At 69.1% G+C, this 22,987-nt stretch carries 16 protein-coding genes; 12 read left to right on the forward strand and 4 right to left on the reverse strand.

Annotated elements, in window-relative coordinates:
- Window positions 1-65 precede the first annotated feature (65 nt).
- A complete protein-coding gene (locus FNH21_RS13230) occupies window positions 66-866 on the reverse strand; it encodes a class I SAM-dependent methyltransferase (RefSeq protein ID WP_191931959.1) in 801 nt (266 codons plus the stop codon).
- 89 nt (window positions 867-955) lie between these two features.
- Between FNH21_RS13230 and FNH21_RS13235 the strand changes: the two genes are divergently transcribed.
- Window positions 956-1,702 carry a phosphoglyceromutase gene (locus FNH21_RS13235; RefSeq protein WP_152816403.1) on the forward strand — a complete coding sequence of 249 codons (747 nt, stop codon included), beginning with the start codon at window positions 956-958 and terminating at the stop codon, window positions 1,700-1,702.
- Between the two features lie 93 nt (window positions 1,703-1,795).
- Here the strand turns inward: FNH21_RS13235 and phoU are convergent, their stop codons facing one another.
- Window positions 1,796-2,455 carry a phosphate signaling complex protein PhoU gene (gene phoU / locus FNH21_RS13240; RefSeq protein ID WP_191931960.1) on the reverse strand — a complete coding sequence of 220 codons (660 nt, stop codon included), beginning with the start codon at window positions 2,453-2,455 and terminating at the stop codon, window positions 1,796-1,798.
- A 171-nt stretch (window positions 2,456-2,626) separates the two neighbouring features.
- Between phoU and FNH21_RS13245 the strand changes: the two genes are divergently transcribed.
- Together FNH21_RS13245 and FNH21_RS13250 are read left to right on the forward strand one after the other, a co-directional pair.
- Window positions 2,627-3,880, forward strand: coding sequence for an ATP-binding protein (locus FNH21_RS13245; RefSeq protein WP_191931961.1), 1,254 nt, complete (start codon window positions 2,627-2,629; stop codon window positions 3,878-3,880).
- Complete coding sequence (locus FNH21_RS13250) at window positions 3,877-4,557, forward strand: response regulator transcription factor (RefSeq protein ID WP_055765141.1); 681 nt, start codon at window positions 3,877-3,879, stop codon at window positions 4,555-4,557. Before FNH21_RS13245 ends, FNH21_RS13250 begins: the two co-directional genes overlap by 4 nt.
- 71 nt (window positions 4,558-4,628) lie before the next feature.
- On the opposite strand, the gene FNH21_RS13255 is transcribed toward FNH21_RS13250, so the two are convergent.
- Complete coding sequence (locus FNH21_RS13255) at window positions 4,629-5,159, reverse strand: hypothetical protein (RefSeq protein ID WP_152816407.1); 531 nt, start codon at window positions 5,157-5,159, stop codon at window positions 4,629-4,631.
- Window positions 5,160-5,416: 257 nt separating this feature from the next.
- On the opposite strand from FNH21_RS13255, the gene FNH21_RS13260 reads away from it, so the two are divergent.
- The 6 genes from FNH21_RS13260 to glgX all read left to right on the forward strand — a co-directional run bounded on the left by FNH21_RS13260 (window position 5,417) and on the right by glgX (window position 12,108).
- The gene (locus tag FNH21_RS13260; protein ID WP_028280415.1) at window positions 5,417-5,899 is read left to right on the forward strand and encodes a CarD family transcriptional regulator; all 483 of its coding nucleotides are present in this window, start codon (window positions 5,417-5,419) and stop codon (window positions 5,897-5,899) included.
- A gap of 70 nt (window positions 5,900-5,969) precedes the next feature.
- Window positions 5,970-6,752: a 2-C-methyl-D-erythritol 4-phosphate cytidylyltransferase gene (gene ispD, locus FNH21_RS13265; RefSeq protein ID WP_338403281.1), complete on the forward strand. Its 783-nt coding sequence runs from the start codon at window positions 5,970-5,972 to the stop codon at window positions 6,750-6,752.
- Window positions 6,739-7,272: a 2-C-methyl-D-erythritol 2,4-cyclodiphosphate synthase gene (ispF, locus tag FNH21_RS13270; RefSeq protein WP_152816409.1), complete on the forward strand. Its 534-nt coding sequence runs from the start codon at window positions 6,739-6,741 to the stop codon at window positions 7,270-7,272. The genes ispD and ispF overlap by 14 nt, the downstream gene beginning before the upstream one ends.
- A 25-nt stretch (window positions 7,273-7,297) precedes the next feature.
- Window positions 7,298-8,773, forward strand: a complete 1,476-nt coding sequence (gene cysS, locus FNH21_RS13275) for a cysteine--tRNA ligase (RefSeq protein WP_191931962.1) — start codon at window positions 7,298-7,300, stop codon at window positions 8,771-8,773.
- A 145-nt stretch (window positions 8,774-8,918) separates the two neighbouring features.
- Complete coding sequence (gene rlmB, locus FNH21_RS13280) at window positions 8,919-9,902, forward strand: 23S rRNA (guanosine(2251)-2'-O)-methyltransferase RlmB (protein ID WP_152816411.1); 984 nt, start codon at window positions 8,919-8,921, stop codon at window positions 9,900-9,902.
- Window positions 9,903-9,912: 10 nt separating this feature from the next.
- Window positions 9,913-12,108 (forward strand): glycogen debranching protein GlgX, encoded by a 2,196-nt coding sequence (glgX, locus tag FNH21_RS13285; protein WP_152816413.1) that lies wholly within the window; start codon window positions 9,913-9,915, stop codon window positions 12,106-12,108.
- A gap of 115 nt (window positions 12,109-12,223) precedes the next feature.
- Here the strand turns inward: glgX and glgP are convergent, their stop codons facing one another.
- Entirely contained in the window at window positions 12,224-14,836 is a 2,613-nt protein-coding gene (gene glgP / locus FNH21_RS13290) for an alpha-glucan family phosphorylase (protein WP_191931963.1), read from the reverse strand.
- A gap of 131 nt (window positions 14,837-14,967) precedes the next feature.
- On the opposite strand from glgP, the gene FNH21_RS13295 reads away from it, so the two are divergent.
- From FNH21_RS13295 to glgB, 3 genes are read left to right on the forward strand one after another with little or no spacing between them, the layout of a single operon-like run.
- The gene (locus FNH21_RS13295) at window positions 14,968-17,007 is read left to right on the forward strand and encodes a maltotransferase domain-containing protein (RefSeq protein ID WP_191931964.1); all 2,040 of its coding nucleotides are present in this window, start codon (window positions 14,968-14,970) and stop codon (window positions 17,005-17,007) included.
- Window positions 17,007-18,776: a maltose alpha-D-glucosyltransferase gene (gene treS / locus FNH21_RS13300; RefSeq protein ID WP_191931965.1), complete on the forward strand. Its 1,770-nt coding sequence runs from the start codon at window positions 17,007-17,009 to the stop codon at window positions 18,774-18,776. The genes FNH21_RS13295 and treS overlap by 1 nt, the downstream gene beginning before the upstream one ends.
- Window positions 18,773-22,576, forward strand: a complete 3,804-nt coding sequence (glgB, locus tag FNH21_RS13305; protein ID WP_152816419.1) for a 1,4-alpha-glucan branching protein GlgB — start codon at window positions 18,773-18,775, stop codon at window positions 22,574-22,576. The genes treS and glgB overlap by 4 nt, the downstream gene beginning before the upstream one ends.
- Window positions 22,577-22,987: the final 411 nt, after the last annotated feature.

The raw sequence follows: 22,987 nt of genomic DNA on the forward strand, positions 1-22,987 counted from the left end.
CCTGATCAAAGCGCGTCTCCCGGCCGGAAGGCCGAGCGCATAGGGCATCCTGTCCACCGTCCGTCTCAGCGGGGTGCGACGGCGTCCCACGCCACGGTGACCTCGCCCAGGCGCCAGCGCGCCGGACCATCCACCAGCGGCCAGCCCGCGCTCTTCAGGGATGCGCACATGGTCCGCCACCGCTGGGCCTGACCGAAGGACGCGAGCGCCGCCGCGTCGAGCCACGCCTTGTCGAGCGCCCGCAGGTAGGCGTGCACCCGCTCGCCCTCGACATTCCGGTGGATCAGCGCCTTCGGGAGGCGCTCGGCGACGTCCGAGGGCAGGGTGAAGGCACCGAACCGGAGCGAGATGCTCAGCGAGCTCGGTCCGTCGGCCCCGACCGCGGCCCAGGTGGCGCGCCGGCCGATCTCGTCGCACGTACCGTCGACGAGGAGTCCTCCCGGAGCGAGCCGGCCCCGCACCTCGTCCCAGTAGGCTGCATACTCGTCCTCCCCGTACTGGCGCAGCACGTTGAAGGCCCGCACCACGACGGGTCGGCGTCCGTCGAGGGGCAGCTCGAAACCGCCCTGCCGGAAGCTGAGTCCCGGCCGCGCGAGCGGTTCCGCCGCCGCCACCCGCGCCGGATCGATCTCGACGCCCACCACCTCGACGTCGTCGCGCACCGCCCGCAGGCGTGCGAAGAGCTCGACGGCCGTCACCGGAGCAGCCCCGTAGCCGAGATCGACGACGAGCGGATCGGCGGCCCGGCGCAGGCGGAAGGACTGCGGGCCGGCGAGCCAGCGGTCCACCCGGCGCAGGCGGTTGGGGTTCGTGGTGCCGCGCGTGATGGTCCCGAGGGGTCTGGTCGGCGGTCGTCTCGGTGGCACCCGTCAAGGCTAGGCCACAGGCTTAACACTCGCGGAACAGGCCGCTCCCGGCATGACCCGCCTGACATGGATACGGCAGACTAGGAGCCATGACCTACACACTGATCCTGCTGCGCCACGGGCAGAGCGAATGGAACGAGAAGAACCTCTTCACCGGGTGGGTGGACGTCGCCCTCACGGAGAAGGGACGCGAGGAGGCCACCCGCGGCGGCCACCTGCTGACAGAGGCCGGTATCCTCCCGGACATCGTCTACACGTCCCGGCAGAAGCGCGCCATCATCACCGCCAACCTCGCGCTCGAGGCAGCCGACCGCAGCTGGATCGACGTCAAGCGCAACTGGCGTCTGAACGAGCGCCACTACGGCGCACTGCAGGGCAAGGACAAGGCCCAGACGCTCGCCGAATTCGGTGAGGAGCAGTTCATGGAGTGGCGCCGGTCCTACGACACCCCGCCGCCCGCGCTCGAGGACTCCAGCGAGTACTCGCAGGTCGGCGATCCCCGCTATGCCGACCTCGGCGAGGACGTCCCGCGCACCGAATGCCTGAAGGACGTCCTCGACCGCTTCCTGCCGTACTGGGAGTCCGACATCACCGTCGACATCCGGGCCGGGAAGACCGTCCTGATCGCGGCGCACGGCAACTCGCTGCGTGCCCTCGTGAAGCACCTCGACGGCATCAGTGACAAGGACATCGCAGCGCTCAACATCCCTACGGGGATCCCGCTGGTGTACGAGCTGGACGACGACCTCACGCCGGTCAAGGCCGGTGGTACCTACCTCGACGCCGACGCGGCCGCTGCCTCCATCGAAGCCGTCGCGAACCAGGGCAAGCACTAGCCGCGGGGAGCGCGACTTCCACCGGTCGTCGCAGAACCAGAACGACGGCGGTCCCCGCGGGGGCCGCCGTCGTCCTGTCATGCCGGGCGCAGATCAGGTCAGCGGAGCGCTCGGCTGCCATTCGCCGGTGACCAGGTAGGTGACCTTCCGCGCCACCGAGACACCGTGGTCGGCGAAGCGCTCGTAGTAGCGGCTGGCGAGGGTGACGTCCACGGTGGTGGGCGCGCTCTCGGCCCAGTCCTCGGCAGCCACGGCGCGGAAGACGCTCGCGTGCAGCTCGTTGACGCGCGCGTTGGCCGCGTTGATCTCGTTGCTCAACTCCAGGTTCCGCGTCTCGAGCAGCTCGGTGACCTTGCCCGCGATCTGCACGTCGAGGTCGGCGAGCTCGTCGAAGGTGGCGCGGATGCTCTCGGGGATGACGTTCGCGGGGAACCGCAGGCGGGCGAGCTGCGCCACGTGGCGGGCGAGGTCACCCATGCGCTCCAGGGAGGCGCTCATGCGCAGGGCTCCCACGATCATGCGGAGATCGGACGCCACGGGCCCCTGGAGGGCCAGGATGTCGATCGCGCGCTCGTCGAGATCGTTCTGCAGGAAGTCGATCCGCGCGTCCGCCGCGATGACCTCCTGGGCCAGTTCGGTGTCCGCTCCCTGGAAGGCGCTGTTGGCCTTCCGGATGGCCTCGGACACCAGTTGCGAGATCTCGATCAGCTCCTCGCCGATCTGGTGGAGCTCGGCCTGAAAAACCTTACGCACGTAGGGGTCCCTCCCTGGAAGTTTGCACTGCAACCGTGTCCACAGTTCTGCCGACGAGCCTTCCAGCCGTCGGTGAACTGTTTCCCCGCATTGTGTGAACGTTAGTTGAACCCCTCAGCCATTGCCACCGGATGAGGCCGGCCCGGAAAGTGGACGGCATAAGCTGTGTCCGTGGACCCCCTTCTCCTGACGCTCGTGGCCGGGCTGGTCGGCCTCGCCCTCGGCGTGAGCGGCATGGCGGCCTTCCGTGCGAGCGAGGCCCAGCGGCTCAGGCTGCTCTACGAGGACGAGCCCTCGCTGCCCGACGGCGCCGCCGAGGTCCTCTCCATCATCGGCCGCGCCTACGTCATCGTGGACGCGATCGACGGCGTCGTCCGGGCCAGTCCCGCCGCCTACGCCTTCGGCCTGGTCCGCGGGCACACCGTGGTGCATTCGGAGCTGCTGGACCTCACCTCCAGGGTGCGGCGCGACGGCGTGATCGAGCAGGAGCAGCTCGAGCTCCCGCGGGGTCCGCTGGGGCAGGGGACGATCGTGGTCCAGGTGCGCGTCGCGGCCCTCGGTGCGGAGTACATCCTGATCCTCGCCGATGACCGGACGGAGATCACCCGCAGCGAGGAGATCCGCAACGACTTCGTCGCGAACGTCTCCCACGAGCTGAAGACCCCCGTCGGTGCCATCTCGCTGCTCGCCGAGGCGATCGACGACGCCGCCGAGGACGAGGTCGCCGTGCGCCGGTTCGCGCAGCGCATGCACAAGGAGTCCGGCCGGCTCTCCGCGCTTGTCCAGGACATCATCGAACTCTCCCGCCTGCAGGGCGCCGACGTCGTCCGCCGCGGCAAGCCCGTGGACGTGAATGCGGTGATCGCCGAGGCGGTGGACCGCAACAAGCTGCCCGCGGAGAGCAAGCAGATCGACATCGTCGTCGGCGGGACCGTCCGGGCGCCCGTGTACGGCGACCGCGACCTGCTGATGACGGCGTTCCGCAACCTGATCGACAACGCCATCCGCTACTCGCCCGAGGGCACGCGGGTCGGCGTGGGAGTGCGGTCGCGCGACGGACTGGTGCAGGTCTCGGTCACGGACCAGGGCGCGGGCATCACGCCCGAGGAGCAGGAGCGCATCTTCGAGCGTTTCTACCGGATCGACGCCGCCCGGTCCCGCCAGACCGGAGGGACCGGGCTCGGCCTGAGCATCGTGAAGCACGTGGTCGCGAACCATGGCGGAGAAGTCACCGTGTGGTCCCAGGCCGGCCAGGGCAGCACGTTCACCGTCAGGCTGCCCGAGATGGAGGTCGCCTCGGAGGACGGCGGTGCACCGGGCCACGGGACGGCGTCGGGCACCGATGCCCCGGGCGTACAGGTTTCCGACACGAAGTCGGGCAAGAGGGGCAGCGCCGCTGCCCATGAGCAGGGAGTCAAGGCTTGAGCCGCATTCTGATCGTCGAGGACGAGGAGTCCTTCAGCGACCCGCTGTCCTATCTCCTGGGCAAGGAGGGCTTCGAGGTGTCCGTCGTTGACAACGGCCTCGACGCCATCACCGAGTTCGACCGCTCGGGCGCCGACCTCGTGCTGCTGGACCTCCAGCTGCCGGGGCTGTCCGGGACGGAGGTCTGCCGCCAGCTGCGCCAGCGCTCCAGCGTCCCGGTCATCATGCTGACCGCGAAAGACGCCGAGATCGACAAGGTGGTGGGGCTGGAGCTCGGTGCCGATGACTACGTCACCAAGCCCTACTCCTCCCGCGAGCTGGTCGCCCGCATCCGTGCGGTCCTGCGGCGGCAGGGTGAACCCGAGGAACTGATCTCGAACACCATCCAGGCCGGCCCTGTCCGGATGGATATCGAGCGGCATGTGGTGAGCGTCGACGGCGAGCAGGTGGCGCTGCCGCTCAAGGAGTTCGAGCTCCTCGAGATGCTGCTGCGCAACTCCGGCCGGGTGCTCACCCGTGGCCAGCTGATCGATCGCGTGTGGGGCTCCGACTACGTCGGGGACACGAAGACTCTCGACGTGCACGTGAAGCGCCTGCGCGGGAAGGTGGAGCCCGACCCCTCGAATCCGCGCTACCTCATCACCGTCAGGGGACTCGGGTACAAGTACGAGCCCTGAGGGGGCACGACGCAGAACTGCCCGCCTCCGATGGTCCGGAGGCGGGCAGCAGTGTCTTCGGCAGGGTCCGCCTACTCGCCCTCGGCCGCTTCCTCGGTGGCCGCCGGCTCGCTCGGGCGCGGCGTGTAGCCGCCGGGGACGAACTCGCGGTACTCCTCGAGCGTCCCGTCGAGAACGGGTACCTCGAATGTCGCCTGATCGCCGTTCACCTCGAAGTCGACGTCGACGAGGGAGCCCGGGATGTCATCGACACCCTCGAGCGAGGCGTCGTCGGAGGTCTCGTCCTCGAGCTTGATCTGGCCCTGGCCCTCGATCGTGAAGCTCGTGGACGCACCGCCCGCGCTGATCGAGAGGTCCACGGGGTCGTCGCTCGAATTGAAGATGGTGCCCACGAGGCGGCCGGCCGTCTCGTCATCGCGGCCGACGATCAGGATGTTGCGCATGAGCACGGGTCCGATGTCCTTCACGATGCCGTCCGATGCGGCGTACTGCGTCGTCGTCGACTGCTCAGCGGTGAAGCTGCAGCCGGAGACCCCCAGCATCAGCAACACGGCGCCGGCAGCGACGGACCGCTGCACTCGGTTCTTCGGTGCACTCTTCACAGCACAAACTCCTGGGGGCTCAACAGGTGGGACAGGGACGGAATCCGATGCGGACCTACAGGACAGACTATCGGCTACGGGCATCGACCGTGGTGTCCGTTGCGGCCGCCCGAATGCTGCACGATCACCAAAAGCCTCTTCCGTCAAGAGGCGAATGATAGTCAATTCGCCCTGTTCAAGCCGTCTGACCTGCGAAAACGCGGCATCGGCGTGTCGTTGCCGTGATAAACTGACTGGCGGGAAAGGGGAAAGTCCACATGGTTTTTGAGGTTGGCGAAACAGTTGTTTACCCTCACCACGGCGCAGCGAAGATCGAGGAGATCAAGATGCGCGTCATCAAGGGCGAAGAGAAGATGTATCTCAAGCTCAAGGTGGCACAGGGTGATCTGACCATAGAAGTACCAGCAGAGAACGTCGACCTCGTAGGGGTCCGCGACGTGGTGGGCAAGGAAGGCCTCGAGCATGTGTTCGATGTCCTGCGTGCCGAATTCACGGAAGAGCCGACCAACTGGTCGCGCCGGTACAAGGCGAACCTCGAGAAGCTCGCCTCCGGCGACGTCATCAAGGTCGCCGAAGTCGTCCGGGACCTCTGGCGTCGCGACCACGACCGCGGACTGTCGGCCGGTGAGAAGAGGATGCTCGCGAAAGCGCGTCAGATCCTGATCTCCGAGCTCGCACTCGCGGAGAAGACCGATGAAGAGAAGGCCGCCAGCGTCCTCGACGAGGTTCTCGCCTCCTAGGAGCGGGACCGATCGTCGAAGAGGGACCCCCGGGTCCCTCTTTTTCTTTGCCCTGTCATAGGGTGACGGAGTGCCACCGAACCTGCAGCAGCCCGCCCCGCCCGTCGTCGGCCTGATCGTCGTCGCCGCAGGGACCGGTCAGCGCCTCGGACACGGCATCCCGAAAGCTCGCGTGCTGTGCGGTGGGCGCACGCTGCTCGAGCACGCACTGGACGCCGTGTCCGCCTCGGGCGTGGCAGCCGCCGTGGTGGTGGTCCTGCCGCCCGGGGACGCCGTGCTGGCCGCCGTCGTCGAGGCCGCAGCCGGAGCCGCACCGCAGGGCTGCCACATCACCTCTGTCTCAGGCGGCGCGTCGCGGGTCGCCTCCGTCCGCGCGGGACTGGCTGCTCTCCCGCCGGCGGCAAAGATCGTGCTGGTGCACGACGCCGCCCGCGCCCTCACTCCTCCTGCGGTCTTCCGGCGCGTCGCGGCCGCGGTCCGCGCGGGGGCCCCCGCCGTGATCCCCGTGGTGCCGGTGGCGGACACCGTCAAGGTCGTCCGCGCGGACGTCGTCGAGTCCACCCCCGATCGCGCCGGCCTGCGCGCGGTGCAGACGCCGCAGGGTTTCGACGCCGCTTCCCTGCGCTCGGCTCACGGCGGTGCCGCCGCGGCGGATCCGGGCATCACGGACGACGCCATGCTCATGGAGGCACTCGGCGTGCCGGTCCGCGTGGTCGACGGCGACCCCCTCGCGTTCAAGGTGACCACCCCCCTGGACCTCACCGTGGCCGAGGCCGTCCTGGCGCTCAGGCGTGACGGGCGCGGCGCGGCAGACCCTTCACCATCCGGGAGGAGTACCGATGTACCTGAGTGAGCACCTCCACCTTCCCCGCACCGGCATCGGCGTGGATGTCCACGCATTCGCCCCCGAGGACTCGCCGGCGCCGCTGTGGGTCGCCGGCCTGCTCTGGGAGGGGGAGCGGGGGCTGAGCGGCCACTCCGACGGCGACGTCGTGGCGCACGCGGCTGCCGACGCCCTGTTCTCGGCGGCGGGCGTCGGTGACCTCGGCAGCCACTTCGGCACGGACCGGCCCGAGTACGCCGGTGCCTCCGGTCATGCGCTGCTCTCCGAGGCCGCGCGGATCGTGCGGGCGGCGGGCTTCGACATCGGCAACATCGCCGTGCAGCTCGTCGGCAACCGGCCGAAGTTCGCGCCGCGCCGCGCCGAGGCGGAAGCGGCCATGTCCGACGCCGCGCAGGCGCCGGTCAGCATCTCGGCGACCACCACCGACGGGCTCGGCCTCACCGGACGGGGCGAGGGGATCGCCGCGATCGCGACCGCCGTCGTCGTGCGGTCCGGTGGTAGGGCGTCCGGCGACACCGCGGGGGCCTGAGGGGTCCGGCGGGTAATCTGGACCGGTGAGCCTGCGATTCCATGACACCGCCCGCGCCGAGGTGCGCCCCTTCGAACCCCTCGAACCGGGCAGGGCGAGCCTCTACTACTGCGGTGCCACCGTGCAGGGCATGCCGCACGTGGGGCACGTGCGGTCCGCGATTGCCTTCGACCAGCTCACCCGGTGGCTCGAGGCCCGCGGCCTGCGCGTCACCGTGGTCCGGAACGTGACGGACATCGACGACAAGATCCTCGCCAAGTCCCGGGATTCCTTCCGCGAGGGCGCTGCCGACGCCGATCCGGCCGTCGTCCAGGACGAGCCGTGGTGGGCCCTGGCCTACCGCTTCGAGCAGGAGTTCCAGCGTTCCTACGCCGCACTCGGTGTCCGCCCGCCGACCTACGAGCCACGCGCCACGGGTCACATCCCCGAGATGCATGCGCTGATCCAGCTCCTGATCGACCGCGGCCATGCCTACCCGGCGCCGGACGGATCGGGGGACGTCTACTTCGACGTCCGCTCCTGGCCCGCCTACGGCAGCCTCACGCGCCAGGACATCGACGAGATGCAGGCCGCGCCCGACGCCGATCCGCGCGGCAAGCGGGATCCGCGTGACTTCGCGCTGTGGAAGGGCGCCAAGGAGTCGGATCCGGTGACGGCGTCCTGGGCCAGTCCGTGGGGGACGGGGCGGCCCGGCTGGCACCTCGAGTGCTCCAGCATGGTCACGAAGTACCTCGGCACGGAATTCGACATCCACGGCGGCGGACTGGACCTCCGCTTCCCCCACCACGAGAACGAGATGGCCCAGTCGCAGGCCGCGGGGCACGCCTTCGCCCGGTTCTGGATGCACAACGGGATGGTCACCTTCGAGGGGGAGAAGATGTCCAAGTCCCTCGGCAACACCGTGAGCCCGCAGGAGATGATCGACGCAGCGGGCCCCCGGGTGGTGCGCTACTACCTCGGGCAGGCTCACTACCGCTCCGTCCTGGACTACCGCGAGACGTCGCTGCAGGAGGCTGCCGCGGCGGTCGCCAGGATCGACGGATTCATCGGCAAGGCCTCGGCCCGGGTCGGCGTGCCCGCCGTGCAGCAGGTCCGGGCGGCGGACCTGCCCGCGGCCTTCGCCGACGCCATGGATGACGACCTCAACGTGCCGCAGGCACTCGCGGTCCTCCACACGACCGTGCGCAGCGGCAACACCGCGCTGGCCTCGGGTGATGACGCCGCGGTGGGAGCGGCCCTCTCCGCCGTCGTCGCCATGACCGGGGTGCTCGGGCTCGACGACGCCGGGGACGTCCGCGCGGGCGGGGCGGACGCCGCGCTCGCGAAAGCCCTCGACGCGCTCGTCGGGGACCGCATCGCGGAACGCGTGGATGCCCGGTCGGCGCGGGACTGGGCGCGAGCGGACGCCGTCCGCGAGGCGCTCTCGAGCGCCGGGATCGTCCTGGAGGACACCGCGGACGGGGCGCGCTGGTCCCTGGCGGAGGACCGACCGGAGGCTTGACCGGAGGATTGCCGGCGGAGCCGGGGCCGCCGTCCCGGGGCCCCTCGCGCCGGAGCCGCGACCACCGCCCGGCCGCGTGCAGAGGGATGGCGCCGCCGCCCCGTAAACTGGAGGCGATTCTTCCTCTATATAAAGGTGTTGTTCCATGGTCAGTCACGGACGTCCAGGCGCGGTGCGCAAGTCGAAAAAGGGCCCTTCCGTCGGCACCGGCGGACACGGACGCAAGTCGCTCGAGGGCAAGGGCCCCACGCCGAAGGCGGAGGACCGCCCGTACCACAAGGCGTACAAGAGCAAGGAGCTCGCCGAGCGGTCCGCTGCCAAGCGCGCGGGCGGCAAGGGCGCCGGGACCGGTCGGACCAAGGGCAAGGCGGCCGAAGAGGCCGTCACCGGTCGCAACTCGGTGGTCGAGGCGCTGCGTGCCGGCATCCCCGCGAAGGCTCTCCACGTCGCCATCCGGATCGAGATGGACGACCGCGTCCGGGACTCGCTGAAGATGGCCGCCGAGCGGGGGATCCCGGTGATGGAGACCGGCAAGCCGGAGCTCGACCGCATGACCGACGGCGCTGTGCACCAGGGCCTCATGCTGCAGATCCCGCCCTACGAGTACGCCGACGCCCTCGACCTGGTGGACGAGACCATCGAGAAGTACCGCCGCGGACACATCGGGAACGCGCCGCTGTTCGTGGCCCTCGACGGCATCACCGATCCCCGGAACCTCGGCGCGATCATCCGTTCCGCCTCCGCCTTCAGCAGCCACGGGGTCATCGTCCCCGAACGCCGCTCGGTCGGTGTGACCGCATCGGCGTGGAAGACGAGCGCGGGGGCCGCGGTGCGCGTGCCGGTCGCGCGCGTCGGCAACCTGAACTCCGCCCTGAAGAGCATGAAGGGCAAGGGCATCTTCGTCCTGGGCCTCGACGGCGACGGCGACGTGTCCCTGCCCCAGCTGTCCCTCGGCCGCGACCCGATCTGCATCGTCGTCGGGTCAGAGGGAAAGGGCCTCTCGCGCCTCGTGCGCGAGAACTGCGACCAGATCGTCTCCATCCCCATCGATTCCGCCATGGAGTCGCTCAACGCGTCGATGGCGGTGGGCATCACGCTGTACGAGGTGTCACGCCAGCGTTCGTCCTGATCGCACGACGATGACCCAGCTGGCACAGCAGCTTCCGCGCGCCTCCCGCGAGTTCCCCCTCGGGCTCCACGCGATCAGGCGGGGGGAGCAGCGTGACGCCCACGCCAACGCGGCCGTCTGGGCCCCCGGCATCCCGTCCATGGACGTGCACTGGCGCCGTGGCGACGGTTCGTGGACGTCCGAGACCCTGGTGGGGCTCGACGGCGGCGTGCACCACGGTGTGGTGGGGCCCGTGGACCCGGGTGCCCTGTACGCGTTCTGGCCCACGGGCGAGGACCTGCCCGGCGCCATCGGCGAGGCCCAGCTGCTCCTCGATCCCTACGGGCGGGCCATCGAGACGATCGACACCGTCGCGGCGCCCGACACCGTCGCGGCGCCCGGCACCGACACGGCCGGGGAAGCCGGCTCGCGAGCCTACTACTCGGTGTTCCTCGAGCACGAGTTCGACTGGGGTGCGAGTGAGCGCCCGGGCACGGCCTGGCGGGACACCGTCGTCTACGAGGCGCACGTCAAGGGCCTCACGAAGCTGCATCCCGACGTCCCCGAGGAACTCCGCGGCACCTACGCCGGGCTCGCCCATCCGGCGATGGTCACCTATCTGCGCGAGCTCGGGGTCACCGCCGTCGAACTCCTGCCGGTGCACTTCCACATCGACGAGCCGCACCTCGAGCCGCTCGGGCTCAGCAACTACTGGGGCTACAACACCCTGGGCTTCTTCGCCGCGCACACCGACTACGCGACGGAAGCGGCCCGGGCCGCCGGACCCGCAGCCGTGCTCGACGAGTTCAAGGGCATGGTGAAGGCGCTCCACGAGGGCGGCCTCGAGGTCATCCTCGACGTCGTCTACAACCACACCGCGGAGGGCGAGCAGCACCGGCCCGCCCTGTGCTGGCGCGGTCTCGGGGACCGCGACTACTACCGGCACGACGACGCCGGACGCTACCTGGACACCACCGGCTGCGGGAACACCCTCGACTTCTCCCAACCGCGCGTCGTCGAGTTCGCCCTCGACTCGCTGCGGTACTGGGCGGAAGAGTGCCGTATCGACGGCTTCCGGTTCGACCTCGCGGTCACCCTCGCCCGGGACGAGCGCAACGCCTTCACCCCTCGCCATCCCTTCCTCGTCGCCGCGGGGGCGTCGAAGGTGCTGCGCGGGACGAAACTGATCACCGAGCCCTGGGACATCGGGCCCGACGGCTGGCAGACCGGGCGCTTCCCGGTCGGCTGGGCGGACTGGAACGACGGCTTCCGGGACACGGTCCGCGACTTCTGGCTGCGGGACATCGCGTCCCTGACGGGCGGCGGAGCGGCCTCCTCACCCGGACGGCTCGCAGGGTGCCTCGCCGGATCGGCCGACACCTTCGGTGCGTCCGGCCGGAGTCCCCTCGCGTCCGTGAACTTCGTGACCGCGCACGACGGCTTCACGCTCGCCGACCTGACGGCCTACGAGCGCAAGCACAACGAAGCCAACGGCGAGGGCAATCGGGACGGCCACAACGACAACCGCAGCTACAACCACGGTGCGGAGGGACGCACGGAGGACGAGGGCATCCTCGCAGCCCGTGAGCGCAGCGCCCGCAACATCATGGCGTCGCTGCTCATCTCCCTCGGGGTGCCGATGCTCACCGCCGGCGACGAGTTCGGACGGACACAGGGCGGCAACAACAACGCGTACTGCCAGGACACGGAGCTCGCGTGGGTGCACTGGCCCGACGACGCCGCCTCCCGCCGCATGCTGGACGCCACCCGGACCCTGCTCGCCATCCGGCGGGACTTCCTGGCCTGCCAGCCCCCGACGTTCCCGTCGCGGGGCGACCAGTCGACACTGCTGTGGTTCAACGCCGCCGGACTGACGATGACGCCGCACGAGTGGAACGACCCCTCCACCCGGACCGTGCAGCTCCTCCTCGGATCGGCGGGCGGCACGATCAACGGCCTGGTGGTCATCAACGGGTCGCTCGAGCCGGCGCGCATCCACCTGCCGTCGGCCTGGATCCTGCAGGGCCAGGGCGTGGAGGGGGAGCAGCCGCGCTGGTTCAGCCGTACCTTCGACTCCGCCGGTGGCGGTGACCCCCGGGCGCACGGCGACGGGGCCGATGGTGGTTCCGGTCCCGGTCCCGGTTTCGGTGGCGGTGTCGACGGCCGGCTGCGCTCGGGCGAGGCCGATGTCGTCGCCGCCGATTCGGTCCGCATCTACCGCTGCTGATCACCGGCGGACACCCGTCGGGACCCGACGGAACACCTGACGACGCTCGTGAGAATGATGAAGCCCGGGACCAGAGGTCCCGGGCTTCATTATTCCTGCCGGTCGGCCGGACGGGTCAGGCGTTGACGACGAGCCCCAGCTCCGCCTTCGTGGCCAGGGTCGCGTGCTTGGGCAGCACCCGCACGGTGTAGCCGAAGGACCCGGAGTGGTCGATCCGGATCCCACCCGTGAACAGGTAGCGTCCGCTGCCGAGGTTCTCGGCGACGTCGAGGTCCTCGACCGTCACCTCGCTCAGCTCGTCGCTGTCCAGTGCACGGCCGTAGGCCACCTCGACCGCAACGTCGTCGGGGTCGAGCCCACCGAGCGAGACGTACGCGTTGACGGTGAGGGAATCACCGATCTGCGGGTCCTCGGACACGCCCGTCGAATCGACGTGCTCCACCTGCACCGCGGGCCAGCTGCCCTGGATGCGCGAGCGCCAGGCAGCGGTCCGCTTCGCGAGCGAGAACTGGTCGGCGGAGGCTTCCTGCCCCGCCCGCCAGGCCGGCCGGTACAGCTTCTCCACGTAGTCCTGCAGCATGCGTTCCGCGGACACGGCCGGCCCGAGGGTGGCCATGGTGTGCTTGATCATCGCGATCCACGCATGCGGCACGCCGTCGCGGGAGGGCTCGGACGGCCCCGCCGCTCCCGCTCCCTCGGCGGGGACGAGCGAGTAGAAGCGCGGTCCCACCTGGGTCTCGAGGAGGTCGTACAGGGCGGCGGCCTCGATGTCGTCGCGCTCGTCGGCGGAGGCGCCGTTGTTGGCGGTCGGGATGGCCCAGCCGTTGTCGCCGTCGTACATCTCGTCCCACCAGCCGTCGAGGACGGAAAGGTTCAGCCCGCCGTTGATGGCGGCCTTCATGCCCGACGTGCCGCATGCCTCGAGCGGACGCAGCGGGTTGTTCAGCCAGACGTCGCAGCCGGGGAAGAGGGTCCGGGCCATCGCGATGTCGTAGTTCGGCAGGAAGACGATGCGGTGGCGCACCTCGGGATCGTCGGTGAACCGGACGAGGTCCTGGATCATGCGCTTGCCCTGCTCGTCGGCGGGGTGCGACTTGCCGGCGATGACCAGCTGGATGGGGTGGTCGGGGTGCAGGAGCAGGGCCTTCAGCCGGGCAGGGTTCCGCAGCATGAGGGTGAGGCGCTTGTAGGTCGGCACGCGCCGGGCGAAACCGATGGTCAGCACGTCGGGATCCAGCACGGAGTCGGTCCAGGTGAGCTCCGCATCCGCCGCGCCGCGCTTCTTCCAGGAGGACCGGAGGCGCTGGCGGACGTCGTCCACCAGGTTGGAGCGCAGGCTGCGGCGCAGCGCCCAGATGTCGGTGTCCGGGACGTCGTACACCTTGTTCCACTGGGGATCGAGGATCGACTCGGCACCGAAGTTGGCGCGGGCGAAGTCGGCGATCTCGGGGTCCACCCAGCTCGGCACGTGCACGCCGTTGGTGACGGAGGTGATGGGCACCTCGCGGGTGTCGAAGCCCGGCCACAGGCCCGAGAACATGCCGCGCGAGACCTCGCCGTGCAGCTTCGCCACACCGTTGGCGCGCTGGGCGAGGCGCAGCCCCATGACGGCCATGTTGAACTTCGCGGGATCGCCGTCGGCGTAGTTCTCGGCACCGAGCGCGAGCACGCGGTCCGTCGGGACGGCAGGAGCCAGGCCGGCGTGGAAGAAGTGCTCGATCTGCGAGCGGTCGAAGCGGTCGATCCCGGCGGGGACCGGGGTGTGCGTGGTGAAGACGGTCGAGGCACGGCCCGCGGTGAGGGCCTCCTCCCAGCTCATCGGGGACTCGTTGGACGGGTCCATGAGTTCACGGATGCGCTCGATGCCGAGGAAGCCGGCATGGCCCTCGTTGGTGTGGAAGACCTCGGGAGCGGGCATGCCGGTCAGGCGCTGGAAGATGCGCAGGGCCTTCACCCCGCCCATGCCGAGCAGCAGCTCCTGCTGAAGGCGCTGGTCCCCGCCGCCGCCGTAGAGGCGGTCGGTGACGTTCCGGGCGGCCTCGTCGTTCCCGGCGACGTTCGAGTCGAGCAGGAGGAGGGGGACGCGGCCGACGTCGGCACGCCAGATGTGCGCGGAGAGCTGGCGTCCGTTGGGCAGGGGCAGGACGACGGTCGCCGCGGAACCGTCCTCCTCGCGGAGCAGGGTCAGCGGGAGCCCGTCCGGGTCGAGCACGGGGTAGGTCTCCTGCTGCCACGCGTCACGCGAGAGCGACTGCTTGAAGTAGCCGGCCTGGTAGAGCAGCCCCACCCCGACCAGGGGGACGCCGAGGTCCGACGCGGACTTCAGGTGGTCACCGGCGAGGATGCCGAGGCCGCCGGAGTACTGGGGGAGGACGGCGCTGATCCCGTACTCGGGGGAGAAATAGGCGATGCTGCGGGGTGCGTCGTCGCCGAGGGACTGGTACCACCGCGGCTCGGTCAGGTAGCTCTCGAGGTCGGCGCCGAGCTCCTGGATCCGCTGCACCAGAGCGTCGTCGCCCGCGAGCTGCTCGAGCTTCTCGCGGGTGACCGACCCGAGGAAGGAGACGGGATCGTGGCCGCTCTCCGCCCAGGCTGCGGGGTCGATCTCCTCGAAGAGCCGCGAGGTCGGCAGATGCCACGACCACCGCAGGTTTCCGGCGAGTTTGCCGAGCGGCGCGATCTTCTCGGGGAGGACGGTACGGACGGTAAATCTGCGGATTGCCTTCACCCCGGTTACGCTAGCGCACTTGCCAAGCGGTGGGGAGGGTTGACCGTAAACGCTTGCGTCATACTCGATGGCGCTCGTGTTACGCCAAGCTCCCTTAGCAATTCGGCCCATTACTCGCTAACGTCGTACCCGTGACGACCACTAGCGAGCAGAACCGAAATGCCCAGTATCCGGAGGGACTGCGGTTTGGCCGCATCCCCATCACGGCGGTCAGTCCGGTCGTCGAGGACGGCCGCTTCCCGGCGAAGGCCATCCCCGGGTCGGACGTCTCCGTGGGTGCCACCGTCTTCAGGGAGGGACACGACCAGCTGGGCGTGTCCGCAGTCCTTTACGACCCCCGCGGCAAGGAGGTGCAGCGCGTCCGCCTGACGCCCGTCGGGGCGGGGCTCGACCGCTGGGCCGGAACCCTGACCCCGCGCGCCAAGGGGCTGCACACCTTCACCATCGAGGGCTGGTCGGACCTCTTCGGCACCTGGGAGCACGACGCGACGATCAAGATCGCCGCCGGTGTCGACGTCGAACTCATGCTGGCGGAGGGTGCTGCCCTCTTCACCCGCGCGGCGGCCGAGCGCTCGGCGAAGGATGCCGCCCTTTTCCGGCGGACCGCCGACGCGCTGTCCGACACCACGCAGGGAGTCGAGGCGCGCCTGGCCGCCGGACTCTCGCCGCAGATCCACGAGGCGATCGCCCGCCGGCCCATCCGCGACCTCGTGACCGCCTCCACCCCCTATCCCCTGCACGTGGAGCGGGAACTCGCCGGCCGCGCCGCCTGGTACGAGTTCTTCCCCCGTTCGGAGGGTGCGACCTACGACCCCGAGACCGCCGAGTGGACATCCGGGACATTCCGCGACGCGACCAGGCGCCTCGACGCCGTGGCCGCGATGAACTTCGACGTCGTCTACCTGCCCCCGATCCACCCGATCGGCCGTGCGCACCGCAAGGGGCCGAACAACACCCTCACCGCGGGTCCCGCCGATCCCGGTTCACCCTGGGCCATCGGGTCCCCCGAGGGCGGCCACGACGCCATCCACCCGGATCTCGGCACCTTCGAGGACTTCGACGCCTTCGTGGCGCGCGCCAGGGAACTGGACCTCGAGATCGCCCTCGACCTGGCCCTGCAGGCCTCGCCCGACCACCCCTGGGTGCAGAGCCACCCCGAGTGGTTCACCACGCGGGTGGACGGATCCATCGCCTACGCCGAGAATCCCCCGAAGAAGTACCAGGACATCTATCCCATCAACTTCGACAACGACCCGAAGGGCCTGTCGAAGGAGGTGCTGCGGATCGTGCTCATGTGGATCGAGCACGGCGTGAAGATCTTCCGGGTGGACAACCCCCACACCAAGCCGGTCCAGTTCTGGGAGTGGCTGATCGCGAAGGTGAACAGGAAGCACCCGGACGTCATCTTCCTCGCCGAGGCCTTCACACGCCCAGCGATGATGCATGCCCTGGGGCGGGCAGGCTTCCAGCAGTCCTACTCCTACTTCACCTGGCGCAACACCAAGGAGGAGCTCGAGGAGTACTTCACCGAGATCAGCCACGTCTCGCCCGCCTACTTCCGGCCCAACTTCTTCGTCAACACCCCGGACATCCTCACGGAGTACCTCCAGTACGGCGGGCCGGCCGGATTCAAGATCCGTGCAGTGCTCGCATCGATGGCCAGCCCCCTCTGGGGGGTGTACTCGGGGTACGAGCTGTTCGAGCACGTGGCCCGCCCGGGCGCCGAGGAGTACATCGACAACGAGAAGTTCCAGTTCCGACCCCGTGACTACGCTGCCGCCGAGGCGGAGGGCCGATCGCTCGCACCGTTCATCACGCGCCTGAACGCCATCCGGCGCTCGCACCCCGCACTCGGTGACCTCGAGAACCTCAGCATCCACCGCAGCACCGACCCGGCCACCCTCGTCTTCGTCAAGCACAAGCGCACGGCGGAGGGCAAGGACACGATCGTCGTCGTCGTGAACGTGGACCCCCACAGCACGCGGGAGAGTACCGTGTCGCTGGATCTCGCACAGCTCGAGCTCGACGCCGCGGACCTCGACGAGAACGGCACGTTCCTGGTGGACGACCTCATCACGGGGCAGACCTTCGCCTGGGGCGAGCACAACTACGTCCGCCTCGATGCGCACGTGGAGCCCGCACACATTCTCTCGATCAGGAGGCAGCGCTAGTGCCCAACCCCTTCCAGCTCAACGCACCTGGACTGGCCCATGACCCCCACTGGTACCGCAAGGCGGTCTTCTACGAGGTCCTGGTCCGCGGATTCGCCGACGCGAACGGGGACGGCTCCGGGGATCTCTCCGGCCTGATCGAGAAGCTGGACTACCTCCAGTGGCTCGGCGTCGACTGCCTCTGGCTGCCCCCGTTCTTCAAGTCCCCGCTGCGGGACGGCGGGTACGACATCTCGGACTACTACGACGTCCTCGACGAGTTCGGCTCGCTCAGCGACTTCAAGCGACTCGTCGCCGAGGCGCATGCGCGCGGCGTCCGCGTCATCATCGACCTGCCCGTCAATCACACGTCGGACCAGCACCACTGGTTCCAGGAATCGCGCAGCGACCCCGAGGGCCCCTACGGCGACTTCTACGTCTGGAGCGACACGGACGAGAAGTACGAGGACGCCCGCATCATCTTCGTGGACACCGAGGAGTCGAACTGGACGTTCGACCCGGTGCGCCGCCAGTTCTTCTGGCACCGCTTCTTCGGCCACCAGCCGGACCTCAACTTCGAGAACCCCAAGGTGCAGGAGGCCATCTTCGACGTCGTGAAGTTCTGGCTGGACCAGGGCATCGACGGATTCCGCGCGGATGCCATCCCCTACCTGTTCGAGGAGGAGGGCACCAACTGCGAGAACCTCCCGAAGACGCACGAGTTCCTGAAGCGCCTCCGCGCCATGGTCGACGAGAACTACCCCGGCCGCGTCATCATCGCGGAGGCGAACCAGATGCCCGACGAGGTCGTGGAGTACTTCGGTGACGAGGACGGCCCCGAGTGCCACATGTCCTTCCACTTCCCGATCATGCCGAGGCTCTTCTACGCCCTGCGTGACCAGAAGGCAGCGCCCATCATCGAGACGATGCGCGACACCCCGGACATCCCGGCGGGTGCCCAGTGGGGTACCTTCCTCAGGAACCACGACGAGCTCACGCTCGAGATGGTGACCAACGAGGAGCGCGAGGCGATGCTCGGCTGGTACGCACCGGACCCCCGGATGCGGGCGAACGTGGGAATCCGTCGTCGTCTGTCCCCGCTGCTGGACAACTCGCGGGCGGAGGTCGAGCTCATCCACTCGCTGCTCCTCTCGCTTCCGGGAAGTCCGTTCCTGTACTACGGCGACGAGATCGGCATGGGGGACAACATCTGGCTCGAGGACCGCGACGCCTCCCGCACACCGATGCAGTGGAACCCGGACCGCAACGCGGGTTTCTCCCCGGTGGACCCCGGCAAGCTCTACCTCCCCGTGGTGCAGTCCCTCGTCTACCACTACAACCACGTGAACGTCGAAGCGCAGATGGCCACGTCCAGTTCGCTGCTCCACTGGGTCCGGCAGATGCTCGCCGTCAGGAAGGCGCACCCCGCCTTCGGCCTCGGCGGGTACCGGAACGTGCCCGTGGAGTCGGAGAACGTGCTCGCCTTCCTCCGCGAGGTCGAGGAGCCGAACGCGGAGGGCGAGCCCGCAGAAGCCGTGCTCTGCATCTTCAACCTGTCGCAGCACCCGGTCGCTGCCCGGATGCGCCTGCCCGAGTTCGCCGGTCGCGGCCTGCGCGATCTCTTCGGCGGAGCGATCTTCCCGGCGTTCGCCGAGGACGGGGAGATCACCCTGACGCTCGGCAGCCACGACTTCTTCTGGCTGCGTGTCCGGTCGGCGCACTCGAACACCTCTTCGCCGCACACGCAGGCGATGCCCGTCATCCCCGTCCCGGAGGCCATCCGCTCATGACGACGCACACCCCCTTCATCCCGGAGATCCTGACCGAGTGGCTCCCGTCCCAGCGGTGGTTCCCCGCGAAGGGGCGATCGGTCGAGGTGACCGTCGTCGGCGGTACCGTGCTGGAGGACCCGTCCGGCGACGCCGGGTTCGAGGTGCATTTCCTCGCGGTCGAGTCCGGCCGCCGCACCGACGTCGTCAGCGTGCCGATCAGCTACCGCGCCACGCCGCTGGGCGATGCCGCCTCCGGGCTCATCGGCCAGGTGGAGCACCCCGCGCTCGGGACGCGCTGGGCCTACGACGCCACCCACGACGCGGACTTCGTCCGGCTCTGGGTCGACTTCATCCTGGCCTCGCGCTCGACGCCCGACGGGCGCCTCGACGGCGTCGTCATCAAGGCCCCCGAGCACCAGGAACCCGGGGTCGCGCAGCCGGTGAAGGTGCTCCAGGGGGAGCAGTCGAACACGTCGGTGGTCTACGGCTCCGGCCCCGGCTCGATGATCGTCAAGTTCTTCCGGGTCCTCGCCGCCGGGGAGAGCCCGGATGTGCAGATCAGCGCACAGCTCACCGCCGGCGGCTCCACGGACACCCCGGACACCTTCGGGTGGGTCACCGGGACGTGGCAGGAGGCGCACGGCGAGCCCGGCCACCACGTCACGGGTCACGTCAGCGTGCTCCGGGACTTCGTGGAGGGCAGCACCGACGCGTGGCGGACCGCCTCGCTCGCGGCGGCCGAGGCCGCCGACTTCTCGGCGGAGGCGCGCGGCCTGGGCCGGGCCGTCGCCCGCATCCACCGCCAGCTCGACGGCGCTTTCGGCAGCCGTGCCGCCACGCCCACCGAGGAGCAGGAGTTCAAGGACGCCCTCGCGCAGCGGATCCGCTGGGCCTGGGACGAGGCGGGCGACGCCGTCGGCCCGCTGGCTGCCGAGGTCGACGCCGTCATCCGCGACGTCGAGAACCTCTCGGACATCCCGCCCCTCCAGCGCATCCACGCCGACCTCCATCTCGGCCAGGTGCTCCAGGCTCCGGATGGTACGTGGCTCGTGATCGACTTCGAGGGTGAGCCCCTGCGGCCGACCGCCGAGCGGAGCGTCCCCGACGTGCCGATCCGAGACGTCGTCGGCATGGTGCGCTCACTCCAGTACGCGGCCGCCTCCCGTGGGGCGGCCCCCGTCGGGTCCCCTGAGGCGGTCGAGACCGAGCAGTGGTCCGACGCCGCACGGCACGCCTTCCTCGAGGGGTATGCGCTGGAGAGCGGTGCGCCCGTCGAGACCGACGGCCCCCTGTTCCGAGCACTCTGGCTCGACAAGGCCCTCTACGAAGTGGTCTACGAAATCCGCAACAGGCCGGACTGGGTCGAGATGCCCGTCCGCGACGTCCGACGCGCCCTGGGTGCACAGCCCGGCGCGGACGCTACGAAAGCAGCTGACATGAAATCCTCGAAGAAGACAGGCCCCGAGAAGGGCGCCGCTGGCAAGAACCTGGCCGCGAAGGCCGCGGAGGCCGTCGCTGGCACGGCGAAGGCCGTCGCGGACAAGGCCAAGGGCGCGACGGCGGGCATCGCCGAGAAGGCGAAGGAGTCAGGCAGCACGCCATCCTCGCCTGACGCCGGCGCTGCACCTGCGGTCGTCGAGCCCGTCGGGGTCGATACCGCCGTCCTCCAGCAGGTGTCGGAGGGGGTCTACCACCAGCCTCATGCCGTCCTCGGCGCGCACCTCAGTGAGGACGACGTCGTCACCATCCGGACACTGCGGCGTCTCGCCCGTTCCGTCGTCGTCGTCACCGGCACCGGGCGCACGGAACTGACCCACGAGCACAACGGCATCTGGGTCGGCGCGCTGCCCGCGGAGAACCCGGGCCACGTGCCGGACTACCGGCTCGAGGTCACCTACGAGGGTGAGCCGGTCACGGTCGACGATCCGTACCGTTTCCTTCCCACCCTGGGCGAGATCGACATGCACCTCATCGGCGAAGGCCGCCACGAGACGCTGTGGACCGCGCTCGGCGCCCACGTGCGCCACTACTCGTCGGTGCTGGGCGACATCGAGGGCGTGTCCTTCGCCGTCTGGGCGCCGAATGCCCGGTCGGTGCAGGTGATGGGTGATTTCAACGGCTGGGACGGCAGCGTCAACGCCATGCGCGCCCTCGGGAGTTCGGGGATCTGGGAGATCTTCATCCCCGGGGCCGGCGCGGGCACCTGCTACAAGTTCCACATCCTCGGAAGCGACGGGCAGTGGCGTGAGAAGGCCGACCCCATGGCGCGCGGCACCGAGATCCCGCCGCTCACCGGGTCCAGGGTGGTCGAGTCGACCTACAGGTTCGGCGACGACGAGTGGATGACGGCCCGTGCGGCGAACGATCCCCACAACGGCCCGATGAGCGTCTACGAGGTGCACCTCGGATCCTGGCGCCAGGGCCTGAGCTACCGCGAGCTCGCGGAGCAGCTGGTGGAGTACGTGACCTGGCAGGGCTTCACGCACGTGGAGCTCATGCCGGTGGCGGAGCATCCCTTCGGCGGTTCCTGGGGCTACCAGGTCACCTCCTACTTCGCCCCGACGTCGCGCTTCGGCTCGCCCGACGATTTCAAGTACCTGATCGATGCGCTCCACCAGGCCGGTATCGGCGTCATCATGGACTGGGTCCCGGCGCACTTCCCGAAGGATGCGTGGGCGCTCGCGAAGTTCGACGGCGGCACCCTCTACGAGCACGGCGATCCGTTCCTCGGAGAGCACCAGGACTGGGGAACCCTGATCTTCGACTTCGGTCGTCGCGAGGTCCGCAACTTCCTCGTCGCGAACGCCCTCTACTGGCTCGAGGAGTTCCACATCGACGGTCTGCGCGTGGACGCGGTCGCCTCCATGCTCTACCTGGACTACTCCCGCGAGGAGGGGCAGTGGCGTCCGAACAGGTTCGGGGGCCGCGAGAACCTCGAGGCCATCTCCTTCCTGCAGGAGGTCAACGCCACGGCCTACAAGAGGGCCCCCGGGATCGTCATGGTCGCCGAGGAGTCGACGGCGTTCGACGGGGTCACCCGCCCGACGAGCAGCGGCGGGCTCGGCTTCGGGATCAAGTGGAACATGGGATGGATGCACGACACCCTCCAGTACATCTCCGAGGATCCGATCAACCGGGTGCACCACCACGGCAAGGCCACGTTCTCGATGGTCTACGCCTACACCGAGAACTTCATGCTGCCCATCAGTCACGACGAGGTGGTGCACGGCAAGGGCTCGCTCCTCCGCAAGATGCCCGGCGACCGCTGGCAGCAGCTCGCCAATGTTCGCGCCTACCTCGCCTTCCAGTGGGCGCACCCCGGCAAGCAGCTCATCTTCATGGGCTCCGAGTTCGCCCAGGAAGCCGAATGGGCCGAGCACCACAGCCTCGATTGGTGGCTGACGGAGACGCCGTCCCACAAGGGTGTCCAGGAACTCGTGCGATCGCTCAACACGATCTACAAGGACACTCCGGCACTGTACGCACGCGACAACGAGCCGGCCGGCTTCCAGTGGATCGACGAGAACGACGGCGAGCACAACACCCTCTCCTTCATCCGCTGGGACCATCAGGGCAATCCGCTGGTGTGCGTCGCGAACTTCGCAGGGGGTCCGCACGAGGGGTTCCGCGTGGGGCTGCCCTGGGCGGGGGAGTGGACCGAGGTCCTCAACACCGACTCGGAGGAGTTCGGCGGATCGGGCGTGGGCAACGACGGCTCCGTCACCGCGCACGAGGGTGCCCACAACGGCCAGCCGGCCTACGGGGACGTCCGCGTGCCGCCGCTCGGAGTGCTGTACCTGAAGCCGGCCACCACCTAGACCGAGGTTCGGCAGGGCAGCGGCGGATCATCTCGAGGGAGACGATCCGCCGCTGTTGTACTTCCGGGCGATCCGGTGTTAGCGTTTATATCCGCGCTGATGAAGTCATCTGGTCGGCCGACAACCACAGAACCGAGGATCCCGTCCCTTCCGCATGGAATGGACCAGGGACGCGGGGAAGACGGGAACCGGCCGATTTGGAGAAACAGAAGCGGTGTGGGTAAGCTTGAAAAGTTGCTTCGGAGCGATAATGCAGCGGTTTGGTTGTGTTTGGTGCCGGTAGCTCCTGTTGTTTGAGAACTCAATAGTGTGCCAAGTTTGTTGATACCGATTGTTTTTTGATTGGTTGAATTTGCTGGTTGTCGCGCATTTTGTGTGTGGTGGCTGGTTTTTTTGGCTGGTTTCGAATTT

The sequence above is a fragment of the Arthrobacter bussei genome, from assembly GCF_009377195.2.
Lineage (GTDB): Bacteria > Actinomycetota > Actinomycetes > Actinomycetales > Micrococcaceae > Arthrobacter_D > Arthrobacter_D bussei.